Source organism: Sphingomonas sp. SORGH_AS_0438, assembly GCF_031453475.1.
Lineage (GTDB): Bacteria > Pseudomonadota > Alphaproteobacteria > Sphingomonadales > Sphingomonadaceae > Sphingomonas.
Window position 1 is genome coordinate 2,670,876 of record NZ_JAVIZS010000001.1, and the last position, 15,698, is coordinate 2,686,573.

General features: G+C 70.4%; 14 protein-coding genes. 11 read left to right on the forward strand and 3 right to left on the reverse strand.

Features of this window, described 5'->3' with window-relative positions:
• Positions 1 to 27 precede the first annotated feature (27 nt).
• Complete coding sequence (locus QE452_RS12435; protein ID WP_309657565.1) at positions 28 to 2,526, reverse strand: transglycosylase domain-containing protein; 2,499 nt, start codon at positions 2,524 to 2,526, stop codon at positions 28 to 30.
• Between the two features lie 183 nt (positions 2,527 to 2,709).
• On the opposite strand from QE452_RS12435, the gene QE452_RS12440 reads away from it, so the two are divergent.
• From QE452_RS12440 to QE452_RS12450, 3 genes are all read left to right on the forward strand, one after another.
• The gene (locus QE452_RS12440; protein ID WP_309730111.1) at positions 2,710 to 3,447 is read left to right on the forward strand and encodes an NTP transferase domain-containing protein; all 738 of its coding nucleotides are present in this window, start codon (positions 2,710 to 2,712) and stop codon (positions 3,445 to 3,447) included.
• Positions 3,444 to 4,553: a hypothetical protein gene (locus QE452_RS12445; protein ID WP_309657563.1), complete on the forward strand. Its 1,110-nt coding sequence runs from the start codon at positions 3,444 to 3,446 to the stop codon at positions 4,551 to 4,553. The genes QE452_RS12440 and QE452_RS12445 overlap by 4 nt, the downstream gene beginning before the upstream one ends.
• A 143-nt stretch (positions 4,554 to 4,696) precedes the next feature.
• On the forward strand, positions 4,697 to 5,785 hold the full coding sequence (locus QE452_RS12450; protein ID WP_309657562.1) for a CDP-alcohol phosphatidyltransferase family protein: 1,089 nt from the start codon (positions 4,697 to 4,699) through the stop codon (positions 5,783 to 5,785).
• Here QE452_RS12450 and asnB read toward each other — a convergent pair.
• Positions 5,769 to 7,724: an asparagine synthase (glutamine-hydrolyzing) gene (gene asnB, locus QE452_RS12455; RefSeq protein ID WP_309657561.1), complete on the reverse strand. Its 1,956-nt coding sequence runs from the start codon at positions 7,722 to 7,724 to the stop codon at positions 5,769 to 5,771. The genes QE452_RS12450 and asnB overlap by 17 nt on opposite strands.
• Positions 7,725 to 7,777: 53 nt before the next feature.
• Here asnB and QE452_RS12460 point away from each other — a divergent pair, with 53 nt between their 5' ends.
• From QE452_RS12460 to QE452_RS12500, 8 genes are all read left to right on the forward strand, one after another.
• Positions 7,778 to 9,112 carry a lipopolysaccharide biosynthesis protein gene (locus tag QE452_RS12460; RefSeq protein ID WP_309657560.1) on the forward strand — a complete coding sequence of 445 codons (1,335 nt, stop codon included), beginning with the start codon at positions 7,778 to 7,780 and terminating at the stop codon, positions 9,110 to 9,112.
• Between the two features lie 87 nt (positions 9,113 to 9,199).
• Positions 9,200 to 9,664 carry a DUF2141 domain-containing protein gene (locus QE452_RS12465; protein ID WP_309657559.1) on the forward strand — a complete coding sequence of 155 codons (465 nt, stop codon included), beginning with the start codon at positions 9,200 to 9,202 and terminating at the stop codon, positions 9,662 to 9,664.
• A 136-nt stretch (positions 9,665 to 9,800) separates the two neighbouring features.
• Positions 9,801 to 10,817 (forward strand): diacylglycerol kinase family protein, encoded by a 1,017-nt coding sequence (locus QE452_RS12470; RefSeq protein ID WP_309657558.1) that lies wholly within the window; start codon positions 9,801 to 9,803, stop codon positions 10,815 to 10,817.
• Positions 10,814 to 11,692 (forward strand): hypothetical protein, encoded by an 879-nt coding sequence (locus tag QE452_RS12475; protein ID WP_309657557.1) that lies wholly within the window; start codon positions 10,814 to 10,816, stop codon positions 11,690 to 11,692. The genes QE452_RS12470 and QE452_RS12475 overlap by 4 nt, the downstream gene beginning before the upstream one ends.
• Positions 11,689 to 12,504 carry an NTP transferase domain-containing protein gene (locus tag QE452_RS19090; protein WP_405052767.1) on the forward strand — a complete coding sequence of 272 codons (816 nt, stop codon included), beginning with the start codon at positions 11,689 to 11,691 and terminating at the stop codon, positions 12,502 to 12,504. The genes QE452_RS12475 and QE452_RS19090 overlap by 4 nt, the downstream gene beginning before the upstream one ends.
• The gene (locus tag QE452_RS12490) at positions 12,458 to 12,841 is read left to right on the forward strand and encodes a VOC family protein (protein WP_405052768.1); all 384 of its coding nucleotides are present in this window, start codon (positions 12,458 to 12,460) and stop codon (positions 12,839 to 12,841) included. Before QE452_RS19090 ends, QE452_RS12490 begins: the two co-directional genes overlap by 47 nt.
• Before the next feature lie 78 nt (positions 12,842 to 12,919).
• Positions 12,920 to 14,047: a fumarylacetoacetate hydrolase family protein gene (locus QE452_RS12495; RefSeq protein ID WP_309657555.1), complete on the forward strand. Its 1,128-nt coding sequence runs from the start codon at positions 12,920 to 12,922 to the stop codon at positions 14,045 to 14,047.
• Positions 14,047 to 14,805: an SDR family oxidoreductase gene (locus QE452_RS12500; RefSeq protein ID WP_309657554.1), complete on the forward strand. Its 759-nt coding sequence runs from the start codon at positions 14,047 to 14,049 to the stop codon at positions 14,803 to 14,805. Before QE452_RS12495 ends, QE452_RS12500 begins: the two co-directional genes overlap by 1 nt.
• A gap of 91 nt (positions 14,806 to 14,896) precedes the next feature.
• On the opposite strand, the gene QE452_RS12505 is transcribed toward QE452_RS12500, so the two are convergent.
• A complete protein-coding gene (locus QE452_RS12505) occupies positions 14,897 to 15,697 on the reverse strand; it encodes a PhzF family phenazine biosynthesis protein (protein ID WP_309657553.1) in 801 nt (266 codons plus the stop codon).
• Position 15,698 lies beyond the last annotated feature (1 nt).

Consider the following 15,698-nt stretch of genomic DNA (forward strand, 5'->3'; position numbering starts at 1 on the left):
AAACCATCAGCTATATAAGCATGGCGGCTAGTAGATTCCGCCTTCCCTTTGCAAGAAATCGCTGTCGCGCGGACTAGGGGCCGCGGTCGGCGCGGCGGTGGCGGCCGGCGCGGCGGCATCGCCCCGGCGGCGGGCGCGGCGCGGTTCGCTCTCCGGCTTGAACGCTTCCCAGATCACGGCGGCGCGCGGATCGTCGGGGTCGGGCCAGGTGCCGAACACCGGGTGGCCACTCATCCGGTCGATCCGCACCATGCGGATGCCGGGCGGCGCGCGGAACGGCAGCTTCTCCAGCCCGTCATAGGCCTTGACCGCGAACTCCTTGAACACCGGCGCGGCGAAGGTGCCGCCCTCCACCCCGCCCAGGTTCCGGGGATGATCATAGCCGATATAGAGGCCGCCGATGAATTGCGGCGTCCCGCCGATGAACCAGACATCGGTCGGCCCGGTGGTGGTGCCGGTCTTGCCCATCATCGGCCGGTCGAGATCGCGCAGCACGGTGGCGGTGCCGCGCTGGACCACGCCCTCGGTGATATGGACCATCTGATAGGCGGTCATCGCGTCGATCACCTGCTTCTGCCGCAGGGGCGGGCGCGGCATCGGCCCGCCATTCCAGTCGGGCGCATTACATCCCTCGCACGGCCGCCAGTTTTCCGGTAGCACGACCTTGCCGTGGCGGTCCTGGACGAAGTCGATCAGCGTCGGCTCATGCCCGCGCCCCTGATTGGCGAGCGTCGCATAGGCGTTGACCATGCGCAGCACCGTCGTCTCGCCCGCGCCGAGCGCGATCGACAGATAGGGGGGATAGTCGCCCACCCCCATCCGCTTCAGCGTGTCGACCAGCTTGGGCATGCCGGTGGTGGCGGCCATGCGCACCGTCATCAGGTTGCGCGACTGCTCGATACCCCAGCGCATCGTCTTGGGCCCCGCCGAGCGCATATTGGCGAAGTTGCGGAAGCATTTTTGGCCCAGCCGCGCGCCCTGGTCGACGCAGAACGGCCCGTCGACGATGATCGACGCGGGTGTCATCCCGTTCTCCAGCGCCGCCGAATAGACCAGCGGCTTGATGGTCGAGCCCGGCTGCCGCATCGCCTGCACGGCGCGGTTGAACGCCTGGAGCCGCGCGTCGAACCCGCCCTGCATCGCCAGCACCCGGCCGGTCGCCGGCTCCTCGACCACGAAGCCGCCCGATACGCGCGGCACCGAGCGCAGCGCGAAATCGCTGCCCGAGGGGGCGACCGCGATGATGTCGCCCGGCTTGAGCGTCCCGAAGGCCGGCGTCGCCGTGCCCCGCTTGGGCGTCTGCGCGGCCCAGCGCGGCAACAGGCCGGTCGCGCCGTTGGCGAAGCCCAGCCGCCACGCATCGCCCTCGCGCGCCACCACGATTCCGGCACGCCAGTCCTGATAGTCGAGCGCGATATTGGTGTTGAGCAACGGCTGCTGCCAATTGTCGCCGTCCAGTTCGACATGGCGCAGCGGCCCAGACCAGCCGCGCCCGCTCTCATAGCGGATCAGCCCGTCGCGCAGCGCCTGCGCCGCCAGGTCCTGGAGCCGGGTGTCGAGCGAGGTGCGCACCCACAGGCCGCCTTCATAGACGCTGTTCGGGCTGGCCTTGGCCGTCTCGCCGAAGCGATTGACCAGCTCGCGCCGCACCTCCTCGACGAAATAGCCGCCGACCGCCTCGAACTTGGGCGTGCGCCGCCGCACCGTGCCGAGCGGCGCGGCATTGGCTTGCGTGAACTGCGCCTGGGTGATGAAGCCGTTGCGCACCATCTCGCGCAGCACATAGTTGCGCCGTGCCAGCGCCCGGTCGGGATGGCGGATCGGGTCGTAATTGGACGGCCCCTTGGGCAGGATCGCCAGATAGGCGAGCTGCGGCAGGTCGAGCTCGTTCAGATCCTTGTCGAAATAGGCGTGGGACGCCGCCTCGACGCCGAACGCGTTGCGGCCCAGCGGGATCTGGTTGAGATAGAGTTCGAGGATCTGCTCCTTCGACAGCGTATCCTCGATCTTGTACGCCAGGATCGCTTCGCGCAGCTTGCGCGTCGGCGAATATTCGTTGCCGATCAGCAGGTTCTTGGCGACCTGCTGGGTGATGGTGGAGCCGCCCTTGGCGCGGCGACCGGTGCCGAACTTCGACACATAATCCACCACCGCGCCCGCCAGGCCGGGATAGTCGACGCCATGATGCTCGAAGAAGGTCCGGTCCTCCGCCGCCAGGAACGCCTTGACCAGCAGCGGCGGATATTCGGCATAGGCCAACTGCACGCGCCGTTCGCGCGCATAGGACTGGATCGGCGCGCCATCGATGCCCCGCACATTGGTCGGCAATGGCGGTTCATAGGCGCGGAGCTGGTCGACCGAGGGCAGCGCGCGGATCACCAGCAGCCACAGCAGGGCCCAGCCGATCGCGGCGAGCAAGGCGAGCAGGGCCAGCGCCTTCACCCACCACCGCCCCCAGGCGCGCGCCAGCCGCTCGCGCGGGCGAGGGGGCGGGGTTTGCGGTGCGGGGGGAGAAGCGGACGCCATGATGGGAACCGCCATCTAACGCAAAAGCGCCGCGCGCGAAATCTCCGAATGTCCGGCGCCTTCCCCGCCCCGCCCTCACGCCTCGACGATGCAACCATGCGCGCGGGCCATCGCTTGGGAACGGCCGCCGTATTGCGACCATCTTCGCGGATTAGCGACCAAGTCCATGAGCCTGAAAGGAATATGCCGAGAGATGCGGCGATGAAGGCGATCCTGCTCGCGGCTGGTCAGGGCTCGCGACTGTTGCCGCTGACGCTGGAGCGGCCGAAATGCCTGGTGCCGGTCGGCGGCCGGGCGATCCTCGACCATCAGCTTGATGCCTGCGCCGCCGCCGGGGTCGAGCAAGCCGTCGTGATCGGCGGCTATCGCATCGCCCAGATCGCCGCGCATCTCGCCGCCCGCCCGGCCGGTGCATTGCCGGTCCGCCTGGTCTTCAACCCCTTCTGGGCGGTGGCGAGCAGCATCGGCAGCGTCTGGGCGACGCGCGACCTGCTGGACGAGGCGTTCCTGCTGATGAACGGCGATACGCTGTTCGATCCCGATGCGTTGCGCTTCGCCGTGGCGATGGCGGGTCCCAGCGTGTCGCTGCTCGTCGATCCGCTGGACGGGCCGCCGGAGGCGGACGACATGCTGGTCGCGGCACAGGGCAACCGCGTCAGCGCCGTCGCCAAGACGCTGGACCCTGCCCGCGCCACGCATCGGTCGCTCGGTGTCGTGGTCGCGCGCCGGGGGTCGGGCTATGCCGCCGCGCTCGACACGGTGATCGGTGCGGATGACGGCATCCACGCCTTCCACCATGCGATCATCGACCGGCTGGCCGGCGCGGACGGCGTGACGGCGCTGTCCCTGCCCCCCGGCCTCGCCTGGCAGGAGGTCGACCGGCCGGAGGACATTGCCCGCTGGCCCGGCGTCCACGCATGACCCGACCGGTCGCCTTCCTGTTCCTGGGCGAGACGCTGCTGATCCCGCATCTCTGGCCGATCGCGGAGGCCTTGGCGAACCAGGGCCTGCCCGTCGATGCCTGGGTCGCGACCTCGGTGCACGAGGCGTTGCTGACGAGATGGAGCGCCGGCCTGCCGGTCCGCATCCGCCGGGCGCCCGGATTTCGCCGGGTGGACGGCCCGGCCGGCCGCAATCCGCCGCTGCCCTCCAAGATCCCGGTGCTGCTCCGGCTGCTGCCCCGCCTGCTCTCGGCACGGGCGGTGGTCTGCGCCGAACAGACCAGCCTATGGCTGCCCCGCCTGTTTCCCTGGTTGCGCCTGCCCTTCGTCAAGACCTCGCACGGGGTCGGATCGATGAGCGCGCGCGACGATCCCCGCCGTCGCGCCGCCGCGCTGACCCTGGTGCCGAGCGAGCGGGAGCGCGCCACCTATCTGGCGCGCGGCTTCGCCCCGGAACGGATCGTCGCCACCGGCTACGTCAAGGCGGGGTTCCGCCAGCGCAGCGTCACCCGCCCGCCCTTCGCCGACGACCGCCCGACCATCCTCTACGCCCCGCACTGGCAGCGGCACCGCTCCTCCTGGTGGAGCTGGGGCGAGGCCGTGGTGCGCCGGATCGTCGCGGACGGTCGCTGGAACCTGATCTTCGCACCGCATCAACGGCTGCTGGAAGGCGCGCCCGACATCCGCGCGCTGATGGCGGAGCTGGACCGTCACCCCCATGTCCATTGCGATGCGGACGGCTTCGCGATGGTCGACGGCAGCTACACCGCCGCCGCCGACCTGTATCTGGGCGACACGTCGAGCCAGGTCATCGAGTTCCTGATCCGCCCGCGCCCCTGTGTCTTCCTGAACCCCGCCGACATCGCCTGGGCCGCCGATCCGGCCTATGCCCAGTGGGCGTGCGGGCCGGTGGTCGATCGCCTCGACGACCTGCTCCCGACCCTCGCCGCCGCCCCGGCCGGCCATGGCGATTATGCGGCGATCCAGGCCCGCTTCGCCGCCGAGTCGCTGGGCGATGCCAGTGGCGACGCCCCGGCGCGGGCGGCGGCGGCGATCCGCGCCTTCCTGGCCGGGTCCGGTCGGTAGGCGATTCCGGGGCCACGCGACGGCGCGGAGGCGCAGGAAACGCGGAGGCGTCCGGCCCGACCACCGTCAAAGCGCCGCAAAACACGGACGATCCGGCCCCGAACCCGGTTCGACAATCGCGCCCGATGGGGTAACGGGCCTGCATGACCGTTTCCCTACAACCGATCGGCGACAACACGACTCGCCTATGGGGCATGACCAATGCGGAGCGGGTGCGCCGCATCGGCGTGTCGCAGGGCTTCGCGCCCGAGGGCGAGACAGTGGTGCTGGCCCATCTCGACTATGCCTTCGATCCCGTCTGGACCCGCCATCTGAAGGACAAGCCCGGCACCGTCGTCACGCGCGACGGCCGGCCCGTGCTGGCGCATGTCGGCCGGATCGAGATGGAGGAGGCCGCCGCGCTGATGCTGGCCGGCGCGCCGCTGCCCGGCCTGGTGGTGATCGAGGCGGAGGACGAGGCCGGCATCTTCAACGAGGCGCTGCGCAAGCGCGAGCGACCGTTCGTCGAGCCGCTGGTGATGACCACCGTCCCCGCGATCGAGCGGCTGAGCTACAAGGGCGCCTATAAGGGCGTCACCGACCTGCTGACCAAATATCTCTGGCCGGAATGGGCGTTCCGCCTGACGCAGCTGGCGGCGCGCTGGGGCCTGTCGCCCAACAACGTCACCGCGATCGGCACCGTGCTGTGCATCGTCGCGACCATCGCCTTCTGGCAGGGCTGGTTCTGGACCGGGCTGCTCACCGGCCTGATCTTCATGGTGCTGGACACGGTGGACGGCAAGCTGGCGCGTTGCACCATCACCTCCTCCCGGCTGGGCGACATCTGGGACCATGGCATCGACCTGGTCCATCCGCCGATCTGGTGGTGGGCCTGGGCCAGCGGCTGCGCCATCTATGGCCGGCCGCTCAGCGACCAGACCTTCTGGATCGTGATCGGCACGATGCTGTTCGGCTATGTCGCGCAGCGCCTGATCGAGGGGGCGTTCATCGTCCGCTTCGGGATGCACATCCATGTCTGGCGGCCGTTCGACAGCGATTTCCGGCTGGTCACGGCGCGGCGCAACCCGAACATGGTGATCCTGTTCGCCAGCCTGATCGCCGGCCGGCCCGACTGGGGGATCGTCGCGGTCGCCGGCTGGACCGCCATCTCGCTCGTCGTCCACCTCGTCCGGCTGTTCCAGGCGATGGCGGTCAAGCGGCGCGGCGCGCCGGTGGTCAGCTGGCTGGCCTAGACATGCCCCGCGCCTTCCACAGGCAATAGACCGCCAGCGCGTAGAGGAAGCGGCTATGGTCCCGCTTCCCCGCGCGGTGGTCGGCGAACAGCCCGTCCACCGCGGCGCACTGCCAGATCCCCTCGTCGCGCGCGCCGCTCTCCTGCCACAGCATCTCGGCATAGCGGCCGAAATCGCCCGCGAACCAGGCGGACAGCGGCATCTGGAAACCCTGTTTGCGGCGATCCAGAATGCCTTCGGGCAGCCAGGGGGCGATGGCCTGGCGCACCACCTTCTTGCCGGTGGCGCCGTCGAGCTTCATCGACGCGGGCATCGCCAGCGCCAGATCGACCATCTTCTGCCCCAGCATCGGTACGCGCACCTCCAGCGAATGCGCCATGCTGGCCCGGTCGACCTTGGTCAGCATCGCACCCGGCAGGTTGAGCGCCAGGTCGCACAGCGCGAACTGCTCCAGCGTATCGGCCGACAGCGCCGCCGAATCGGGGAAATATTCCGCCCGCAGCCGCGCGATCTCGCCGCTCGGATCGCCGTCCATCGCCAGGAAGTCCGGCGCGAACACCTGCGCGCGGAGCGCCGGGGAGGTGATCTGGAGCTTGGCGAAAAAGCGCGACACGCCACAGGGCAGGCCGGCGCTGGCGGCCGTCCTGGTCCAGCGCTGCACCGTCTCGTTGGCGCGCCGCCACGGCAGGGTCGGCACCGCGCCGATCGCGCGCGCGGCGTGACGCAGAGGAGCCGGCAACGCCCCCACCCGCCGCTCGGTGGCGTGGCGCTTGTACCCGAAGAACAGCTCGTCGCCGCCATCGCCCGACAGCGCCACCTTGACCTGTTCGGCCGCCACCCGGCTGACATACCAGGTCGGCACCATCGACGGGTCGGCGAACGGCTCGGCATAGCTGGCCGCCACGGTCGGCAGCAGGTCCTGCGCCGCGACCAGATCGAGCATCCGCGTGGTGTGGACGGTGCCAAGCGCCGCAGCGATGGCCTCGGCATGACGGCTTTCGTCATAGCGCGGATCGGGAAAGCCGATGGTGAAGCTGCGCACCGGCCGGTCGGTCACCCGCGTCATCGCCGCGACCACCGCCGAGGAATCGATCCCCCCCGACAGGAAGGCCCCGACCTCGACATCCGCGACCATCTGCTCGGCCACCGTATCCAGCCAGCTATGGCGGAACCGCTCCACCCATTCCTCCGGCGGCAGCGGCGGCGCAGGGGCATAGCGCGGCGTCCAATAGGGCGTCAGCTCCGGCGCCGCGCCGGCCGTCAGGGTCAGGATATGCCCCGGCGGCAATGTCCGCGCCTCCGCATGGATGGTGCGTGGCGTGCGGACATGGCCGAAGCGGAAATAGTCGAGCTGCGCGCGCGGATCGGTCGTCCAGCGGAAGCCGGGCAGGAGCGTCAGCGCCTGGAGTTCGGAGGCGAAGGCGAAGCCCGCCGGCTGGTCGCTATAATAGAGCGGCTTGATGCCGACGGGATCGCGCGCCAGCACCAGCCGCCTGGCCTGCCGGTCCCAGATCGCGACCGCGAACATCCCGTCCAGCCGGCCGAACACCGCCGCGCCCCAGCGTTCATAGCCGGCCAGGATCACCTCGGCATCGCCGCTGCTGCGAAAGACGCGGCCCGCCGCCGCCAGTTCGGCGCGAAGCGCGGCGAAATTATAGATCTCGCCGTTGAACATCAGCACGAAACGCTCGTCCGGCGAGCGGAACGGCTGGTGCCCACCGGCGATGTCGAGGATCGACAGCCGCCGCATCCCGAAGGCGAAGCCCGGCTCGCCATACAGCCCCTCATCGTCCGGGCCGCGATGGACGATCGAATCGCACTGCCGACGCACCGCCGCGACCGGGTCGCCTCCATTTCGCGCCAACAGGCCGACGATGCCGCAGATAAGCCTGACTCCCGCAAAGGACGTCGCATTATCGGGACACCGGCGGCCTGTCACGCCGGGCGCGGGACTTGCCCGTGGTTTCTCCGGTGCTTAGGGCTGGGGCACGCATGACCGGCACTTCCATCGATCCCCCCGCCCCCGCGCCGTCACCGGCCCCGCGCGGGATGTTCCAGGCGGCGATGCGCAACCTGGGCTGGATGCTCGCCAGCCGCAGCGTGCTCGCCATCCTGTCGCTCTTCTATCTGGGCATCGCGACCCGCTCGCTGGGCGTCACCGGCTTCGGTCGGTTCGCGCTCATCACCGGCGCGGCACAGACGCTGGCGACGCTGGTCGCCTTCCAGAGCTGGCAGGTAGTGGTGCAATATGGCGTCCGCGCCCGCGCGACCGGCGACGCCCCCGCGCTCGGCCGGCTCTATCGCGGCGTCGCATATCTCGATGCCGCCACCGCGCTGGTCGGCGTCGGCCTGGCCTGGGTGATCCTGGAGATCTGGGGCGAAGCGCTGGGCATCGGCGCGACGCTGAAGCGGGCGACGCTGATCTTCGCCGTGGTCCAGCTCGTCACCGTCCGCTCGACCCCGCTCGGCATCCTGCGGCTGAACGACCGGTTCGCGCTCGCCGCGCTGGCCGACAGCGTGACGCCGGTGGTGCGCTTCCTGGGCGCGATCGCGGTATGGCTGGTCCATCCGACGGTGCAGGGCTTCCTGTTCGCCTGGGGGCTGGCGGAGGTGCTGACCGCCGCCGCCTATTGGATCATGGTCGCGCAACAGGGCGACCTGACGCTGATGCGCCGGCACGGACGCGGCGTCCGCGACCTGCCGCGCGAGCATCCCGGCATCGTCCGCTTCGCACTGTCGACCAATGCCAGCTCGACGCTCGGCCTGTCGAGCAAGCAGGTGCCGCTGCTGCTGGTCGGCGCAGTGGTAGGCCCGGCAGCGGCGGGCGTGTTCCGGCTGGCGGCGCAACTGGCGCAGGCGCTGGCCAAGGTGTCGCAGCTCCTGTCCCGCGCCGCCTTTCCGGAGGTGGTCAAGTCGGTGCAATCCGCGACGCCGCAGCGGCTGGGGCGGATGCTGTCGCGGCTGTTCCTGGGCAGCGGCGTCGCGGCCCTGGGCATCATGGCGATCGTCGCGCTGGCGGGGAAGCCGGTGCTGAACCTGGTCGGCGGCCGCGACTTCCGCCATGCTTGGCCGGTCCTGCTGTGGCTGGCGGTGGCGGGATGCCTGGACCTGACGACGGTCGGCGTCGACACGGTGATGACCGCGCTGCAACGCGCCGGCACCGTCTTCGCGATCCGAGTCGTCGGCGTCGGGGTGATGTTCGCCGCCGCCTTCGCGCTCATGCCCTGGTACGCCGCGACCGGCGTGGCGATGGCGGTCACCGCCGGCTCGCTGGTCGTCGCGCTGCTGATGGCGGCGGCGGCGCTCCGCCTGTCGCGTAACGGCTGAGGGGCAGGGGACGGGGGACGGGGGCGCTTCGCCATCGTGCGGCCGTGATTCAGGCGCAGTCCATGGCCGGGGCACCAGGATAGTTTGATGAACAAGCCATTGTTTACCTTAGTGATTTCTACGACGGCCCTGCTCGCCACCCCGGCCGTGGCGCAAAGCTGCGCCGGCACGGCCGGCCCCGGCATGGTGAAGCTGACGGTGCAGGCGACCGGCCTGCGCGATGCCCGGGGCGAGGTCGCCTTCACCCTCTATCCCGACGACAAGCGGCGCTTCCTGGCCAAGGGCGGCAAGCTGCTGCGCATCCGCACCCCCGCCCAGGCGCCGGTCACGATCGGCTGTTTCTGGGTGCGGCCCGGCTATTATGCGGTCGCGCAATATCACGATGCCAATGCCGACCATGATTTCAACCGCACGCTATGGACGCCAAAGGAGGGATTCGGCTTCTCCAACGACGCCCCCACGTCGATCGGCCTGCCCGCCTTTGCCAGCGCCCGCTTCGCGGTGCCGGCTGGCGGCGCGACGATCCGCATGGCGATGCGCTACCGGCGATAGCTAAATCCTTATCGCCACCAACAAAAATTGGCCGGCGTGACCTGGATCACGACATTTTCAGGTCACAAAGTCGGTGTCTTACGTTTACGTCATAATTCTGTAGCCGCCGGGTCCCCCGACGGATAGCGGAGGCCTGGTGTCCACGGTTCTGTCTGCATCCCTGCCCTTTTGCGACGCGCGGGTCGACGCGCCGGCTTCGGCGAAGCCGATGCCCGGCCTCGGCGTGCTGGGCGCGCTGCGCGTCGGGATCGTGTGCAATCCGAAGAGCCACCGCAATCACGGCGCGGAATATGAGGCGGGCGTGCCGGGTGCCGACAGCCTGATCGTCGCCGCGCCGCGCACCCGCGCCGCCCTGGCGGAAACGCTGGTCGACTTCGCGGCGCACCGCATCGACCTGCTGGTGATCGATGGTGGCGACGGCACAGTGCGCGACGTGCTGACCGCCGCCGCCGATATCTGGGCCGGTTCCTGGCCGCGCATCGCCGTCATCCCCTCGGGCAAGACGAACGCGCTGGCGATCGACCTGGGCCTGCCCGCCGACTGGACGCTGACCGACGCGCTGGACGCCGCCCGGCAAGGCCGGATGATCGAGCGCCGCCCGCTGGAGATCGCGCGGGTCGGCGACACCGCGCCGCCGGCGCGCGGCTTCCTGTTCGGCGCCGGCGCCTTCGCCAAGGCGACCGAACTGGCGCAGCACACCCACCGCGCGGGGGCGTTCAACAATCTGGCGGTCGGGCTGGCGCTCGGCTGGGGCGTGGCGCAGACCCTGTTCGGCACGGCGAAGAGCGCGTGGCGCGCCGGTACGCCGATGCGCCTTGCCCTGCCCGGCCAGCCGGCGGATCACGCCCAGCGCTACCTGCTGCTCGCCTCGACGCTGGGCCAGTTGCCGATGGGCTTGAAACCGTTCGGCCCGCCGCGCGAGGGCATCCGCCTGCTCGCGATCGACGCGCCGCCGCGCCGGATGATGCTGGCGACCCCCGCCCTGCTGGCCGGATCGGTCGCGCCCTGGCTGGCGCGCGCCGGCTATCACCATATCGCCGCCGCGCAGTTCGACATCGCGCTGGACGAGGGCTTCATCCTGGACGGCGAGCATTTTCCTGGTGGCGCGCTGACCGTGCGGCAGGGACCGGCGCTCGCCTTCGTCACGCCATGAGCGAGACGCTTCGGGAGCAGGCGGCGGCGGGGCTGGACGCGGCGGTCGCGGAACCGGTGCTGGCGGTCGCGGCCCAGCTGGCCGGCGAGACGCAGGCGGTCGCCGTGCTGTTCTACGGCTCCAACCTGCGCACCCGCTCGCTGGACGGCGTGCTCGACTTCTATGTCCTGACCGATGGCCCGCCGGAGCGCGGATTATGGCCGACCGTCAGCTATCGCGAGTTTCCGCTGGAGGGGCAGACGCTGCGCGCCAAGATCGCGACGATGCGCGCCGCCACCTTCCACGCGGCGGCGTCGGGCGATCTGGTCGACACCACCATCTGGACCCGTTTCGTCCAGCCCGCCGCCCTGGCCTGGGTCCGCGATGCCGGGGCGCGGCACGCGGTGGTCGACGCGATCGCGGCGGCGGTCGTCACGGCGGCGCGGTTCGCCGCCGCGCTGGGGCCGGCGGAGGGGACGGCGGAAGATTATTGGCGTGCGCTGTTCCGCCAGACCTATGCGGCCGAACTCCGGGTCGAGCGGCCCGGTCGCGAGGAGCAGATCATCGCCCATGGCGCGGGCCGTTACCAGCGGCTGCTGCCCCTGGCATGGGACGCGGCCGGCATCGGCTTCACCCGCGCCGGCGATCGGCTGATTCCCAGCCTGCCCCAGGCGGATCGCATCCGCCGCGCATGGCGACGGCGGCGACGGCTGGGCAAGCCGCTCAACATCGCCCGGCTGGTCCGCGCCGCCTTCACCTTCGAGGGGGCCGCCGCCTATGGCGCGTGGAAGGTCGAGCGGCATACCGGTGTCGTCGTCACGCTGACGCCGTGGCGGACGCGCCATCCCGTGCTGGCCGCGCCGGCCGTGCTGTGGCAGGTGTGGCGGCAACGATGACTTGGTCGGCCCTGATCCTGGCGGGTTCGCGCCCTGGCACGACCGATCCCGTCGCCACCTATGCCGGCGTGTCGCACAAGGCGCTGATCCGGCTGGAAGGCGCGACCCTGCTCGACCGCGTCGCGGCGGCGGTGCGCGCGGCGGGCGCGACCCGAGTCGCCGTCTCCGCCTCCGACCGGGCGGTGGTGGTCGAGGCGATGCGGCTGGGGCTGGAGGTGCTGCCCCCCGCCGCCGGCCCCAGCGCCAGCGTCGCCGCCGCGCTGACCGTGCTCGGCACCCCCCTGCTGGTGACGACCGCCGATCATGCGCTGCTCGACGGCGCCTGGATCGCGCGGTTCCTGGCGGATGTACCCGCCGAGGCCGATGTCGCGACTTTGCTCGCCCGGCGCGACGTGGTGGAGGCGGTGGGCCCCCGCGACCCGGCGCACCTGGCTGCGCTTCGCCGATGGCGACTGGTCGGGGTGCAACCTGTTCTGGCTCGCCACGCCGGAAGCCGCGCTGGCGATCGGCCTGTGGAGCCAGGTGGAAGCGGACCGCAAGCGGCCATGGCGGATCGTCTGGCGGCTGGGGCCACTGCTGCTGCTGCGCTATCTGTTCGGCCGGTTGACGCTGGCGGCGGCGGTGCGGCATCTCGGCCGGCGGGCGGGCGTGGAGACGGCGGTGGTGCCGAGCCCGTTCGGCCTGGCCGCGATCGATGTCGACAAGCCCGACGATCTCGATCTGGTCCGCACGCTCACCGGCTCCTGAATCTCCGAAAGGCCATCCATGATCCGATCGCTCCACCATGTCGCGATCATCTGTTCCGATTATGACGTCTCGAAGCGTTTCTACAGCGAGTTGCTCGGCCTGCCCGTGCTGTTCGAGGTGTACCGCGCGGAGCGCCGGTCGTGGAAATGCGACCTGGGCGTCGGCACCGCGCAGATCGAGCTTTTCTCCTTTCCCGAGCCGCCGGCCCGCGTCAGCCGGCCGGAAGCGCGCGGCCTGCGCCACCTGGCCTTCGCGGTCGACGATCTTGACGCCGCCGTCGCGCGGCTGGTCGCGGCGGGCGTGGCGGTGGAGCCGGTGCGGGTCGACCCCCATACCGACCGCCGCTTCACCTTCTTCGAGGACCCGGACGCGCTGCCGCTGGAACTCTATGAGGCCGGATGACCGGTATCCGATCGGCGGCAGGCCGCGCTTGACGGTCCTCCCGGACATAAGATACCGCTACCATATATGGAGGGGATAATGGTGACACGCGTATCGACCTGGGCCGAGGCATTGCCGGCCGACTGGCGCAGCGGCACGTTTCTGGGACGCATCCAGACCCAGGCCGGCCCGTCGCCGATCCTGGTCCGGGGTGGCGTCGCCTATGACATGGCGCAGGTCGCGCCGACGGTCTCGGCGCTGATCGCCGACCGCCTGTTCGACGGCGGCGAGGCGCTGGGCGATCTCGACACGCTCGACCTGGCGCAGCTGCTCAGCCCGATCGACCTGCAATGCGTGAAGGCGGCGGGCGTGACCTTCGCCGTCTCCGCGCTGGAGCGGGTGATCGAGGAGCGCGCGCGCGGCGACCACAACAAGGCCGCCGAACTGCGCGGCCGGCTGGAAGAGGCGCTGGGCGGCAGCATCCGCTCGGTGGTGCCCGGCACGGACGAGGCGGCGGCACTGAAGGAGGCGCTGATCGCCGACGGCCTGTGGTCGCAATATCTGGAAGTCGCGATCGGCCCGGATGCCGAGATCTTCACCAAGTCGCCGGTGCTCTCCACGGTCGGCCTCAACGCGCCGGTCGGCGTCCGCTCCGATTCGACCTGGAACAATCCGGAGCCGGAAGTGGTGCTGGTTGCCGACGCGCACGGGGTCGCGGTCGGCGCGACGCTCGGCAACGACGTCAATCTGCGCGATTTCGAGGGTCGCTCGGCGCTGCTGCTCGGCAAGGCGAAGGACAATACCGCCTCCTGCTCGCTCGGGCCGCTGATCCGCCTGTTCGACGACGGCTATTCGATGGAGGATGTGCGCGCCGCCGACGTGGCGCTGACCATCACCGGCACCGACGATTATGTGCTGAACGGCCATAGCACGATGCAGGAGATCAGCCGCGATCCGGAGGAGCTGCTCCGCCAGGCGCTGAGCGAGCATCATTATCCCGACGGCCTGGTGCTGTTCTGCGGCACCCTGTTCGCCCCGACCCAGGATCGCGACGAGCCAGGCAAGGGCTTCACCCACAAGGTCGGCGACACGGTGGCGATCCGCAGCGAGCGGCTGGGCACCTTGATCAATCCGGTCACCACCTCGCGCGATGCGCCCGCCTGGACCATGGGCATCGGCGCGTTCATGGCCAATCTGGCTGGCCGCGGCCTGTTGGGAGCGAAGTAATGACGGCCAATTATCCCTCGCTGGCGGACAAGCGCGTCATCGTCACCGGCGGCGCCAGCGGCATCGGCGCCGGGCTGGTGGAAGCCTTCGCGGCCCAGGGCGCGGCAGTGGCCTTCGTCGACATCGCCGAGGGCGACGGCCAGGCGCTGGCCGCCAGGCTGACGGAGACGGCGGCGCACGCCCCGGTCTTCCGGCGCTGCGACCTGACCGATCTCGACCAGCTCGCGTCCGTATTCGCCGAACTGGAACAGGCGCTGGGCGGGGTCGACATCCTGATCAACAACGCCGCCAGCGACGATCGCCACTCGATCGAGGACGTCACCCCGGCCTATTGGGACGAGCGGTTCGCGGTGAACCTGCGCCACCAGTTCTTCGCCGCCAAGGCGGTGATCCCGGCGATGAAGCGCGCTGGCGGCGGGGCGATCCTGAACTTCGGGTCGATCAGCTGGCACCTCGCCTTGCCCGATCTGGTCCTGTACCAGACCTGCAAGGCGGCGATCGAGGGGCTGACGCGCAGCCTGGCCCGCGATCTCGGCCGCGACGGCATCCGGGTCAACACGATCGTGCCCGGCAACGTCCAGACGCCGCGCCAGGAACGCTGGTACACGCCCGAGGGCGAGGCCGAGATCGTGGCGGCGCAATGCCTGGACGGCCGTATCCAGCCCGCCGACGTGGCGGCGCTGGCGCTGTTCCTCGCCTCCGACGATGCGCGGATGTGCACGGGACATGATTATTTCGTGGATGCCGGCTGGCGGTAAGCCGGGTCGAGACGTCCTTAGGATCCCGTCCCCCACTCCGTTCCTCCGACCAAGGCCGGGGAACGGAGTGGGGGTAACGACACCCCATTCCTTACGGCAGCAGGAAGCTGCCCTCGATCACCGTCACGCACTGTCCGCCCAGCACCACCCGGTCGTCCGCCAGCCGGCAGATCAGCCGCCCGCCGCGCGCGCTGGCCTGGAACGCGGTCATCGTATCGCGGCCAAGTTTCTCCGCGAAATAGGGCACCATCACCGCATGGGCCGATCCGGTCACCGGGTCCTCGTCGATGCCATAGGCCGGCGTGAACACGCGCGAGACGATGTCCGTCTCCTGCCCCCGCGCCGCCAGGACCGCGACGCAGGGCTCCGCCGCCGCCAGCGCACGCTGGTCCGGGCGGGCGTTCCGTACCGTCGCCGCGTCGTCCACGACGATCAGCGCATAGCCCTTCTCGTGCCACAGCGTTTCGACCACGCCGTCCACGCCCAGCGCCGCGACGATGGCGTCCAGCGCGCGCGGCGCCGGGGCCCAGGCCGGCAGGTCGAGGCTATAGCCGCTCCCCTGCCGCGCCACCGCCAGCACGCCCGAGCGGCGGGTGCGGAACGCCACCCGGTCGATCGCGCCGTCGCTCGACAGCACGACATGGCCGCTCGCCAGCGTCGCATGGCCGCACAGCGCCACCTCGGCGGTGGGCGTGAACCAGCGGAGTTCGAACGTCGCCTCCGCATCGCCGGTCAGCGGCACCAGGAAGGCGGTTTCCGACAGGTTGTTCTCCGCCGCGATCTGCTGGAGCAGCGCGTCGTCCGGCCAGGCGGCCAGCGGCATCACCGCCGCCGGGTTGCCGGCAAAGGGCCGGTCGGCAAAGGCATCGACTTGGGTAAAGGGGATTCGCATC

What these genes read in the sequence shown, in the direction of transcription:
- QE452_RS12435 (WP_309657565.1), bottom strand. Translation starts at nt 2,526, where the DNA reads ATGGCGTCCGCTTCTCCCCCCGCACCGCAAACCCCGCCCCCTCGCCCG.
- QE452_RS12440 (WP_309730111.1), top strand. Translation starts at nt 2,710, where the DNA reads ATGCCGAGAGATGCGGCGATGAAGGCGATCCTGCTCGCGGCTGGTCAG.
- QE452_RS12445 (WP_309657563.1), top strand. Translation starts at nt 3,444, where the DNA reads ATGACCCGACCGGTCGCCTTCCTGTTCCTGGGCGAGACGCTGCTGATC.
- QE452_RS12450 (WP_309657562.1), top strand. Translation starts at nt 4,697, where the DNA reads ATGACCGTTTCCCTACAACCGATCGGCGACAACACGACTCGCCTATGG.
- QE452_RS12460 (WP_309657560.1), top strand. Translation starts at nt 7,778, where the DNA reads ATGACCGGCACTTCCATCGATCCCCCCGCCCCCGCGCCGTCACCGGCC.
- QE452_RS12465 (WP_309657559.1), top strand. Translation starts at nt 9,200, where the DNA reads ATGAACAAGCCATTGTTTACCTTAGTGATTTCTACGACGGCCCTGCTC.
- QE452_RS12475 (WP_309657557.1), top strand. Translation starts at nt 10,814, where the DNA reads ATGAGCGAGACGCTTCGGGAGCAGGCGGCGGCGGGGCTGGACGCGGCG.
- QE452_RS19090 (WP_405052767.1), top strand. Translation starts at nt 11,689, where the DNA reads ATGACTTGGTCGGCCCTGATCCTGGCGGGTTCGCGCCCTGGCACGACC.
- QE452_RS12490 (WP_405052768.1), top strand. Translation starts at nt 12,458, where the DNA reads ATGATCCGATCGCTCCACCATGTCGCGATCATCTGTTCCGATTATGAC.
- QE452_RS12495 (WP_309657555.1), top strand. Translation starts at nt 12,920, where the DNA reads ATGGTGACACGCGTATCGACCTGGGCCGAGGCATTGCCGGCCGACTGG.
- QE452_RS12500 (WP_309657554.1), top strand. Translation starts at nt 14,047, where the DNA reads ATGACGGCCAATTATCCCTCGCTGGCGGACAAGCGCGTCATCGTCACC.
- QE452_RS12505 (WP_309657553.1), bottom strand. Translation starts at nt 15,697, where the DNA reads ATGCGAATCCCCTTTACCCAAGTCGATGCCTTTGCCGACCGGCCCTTT.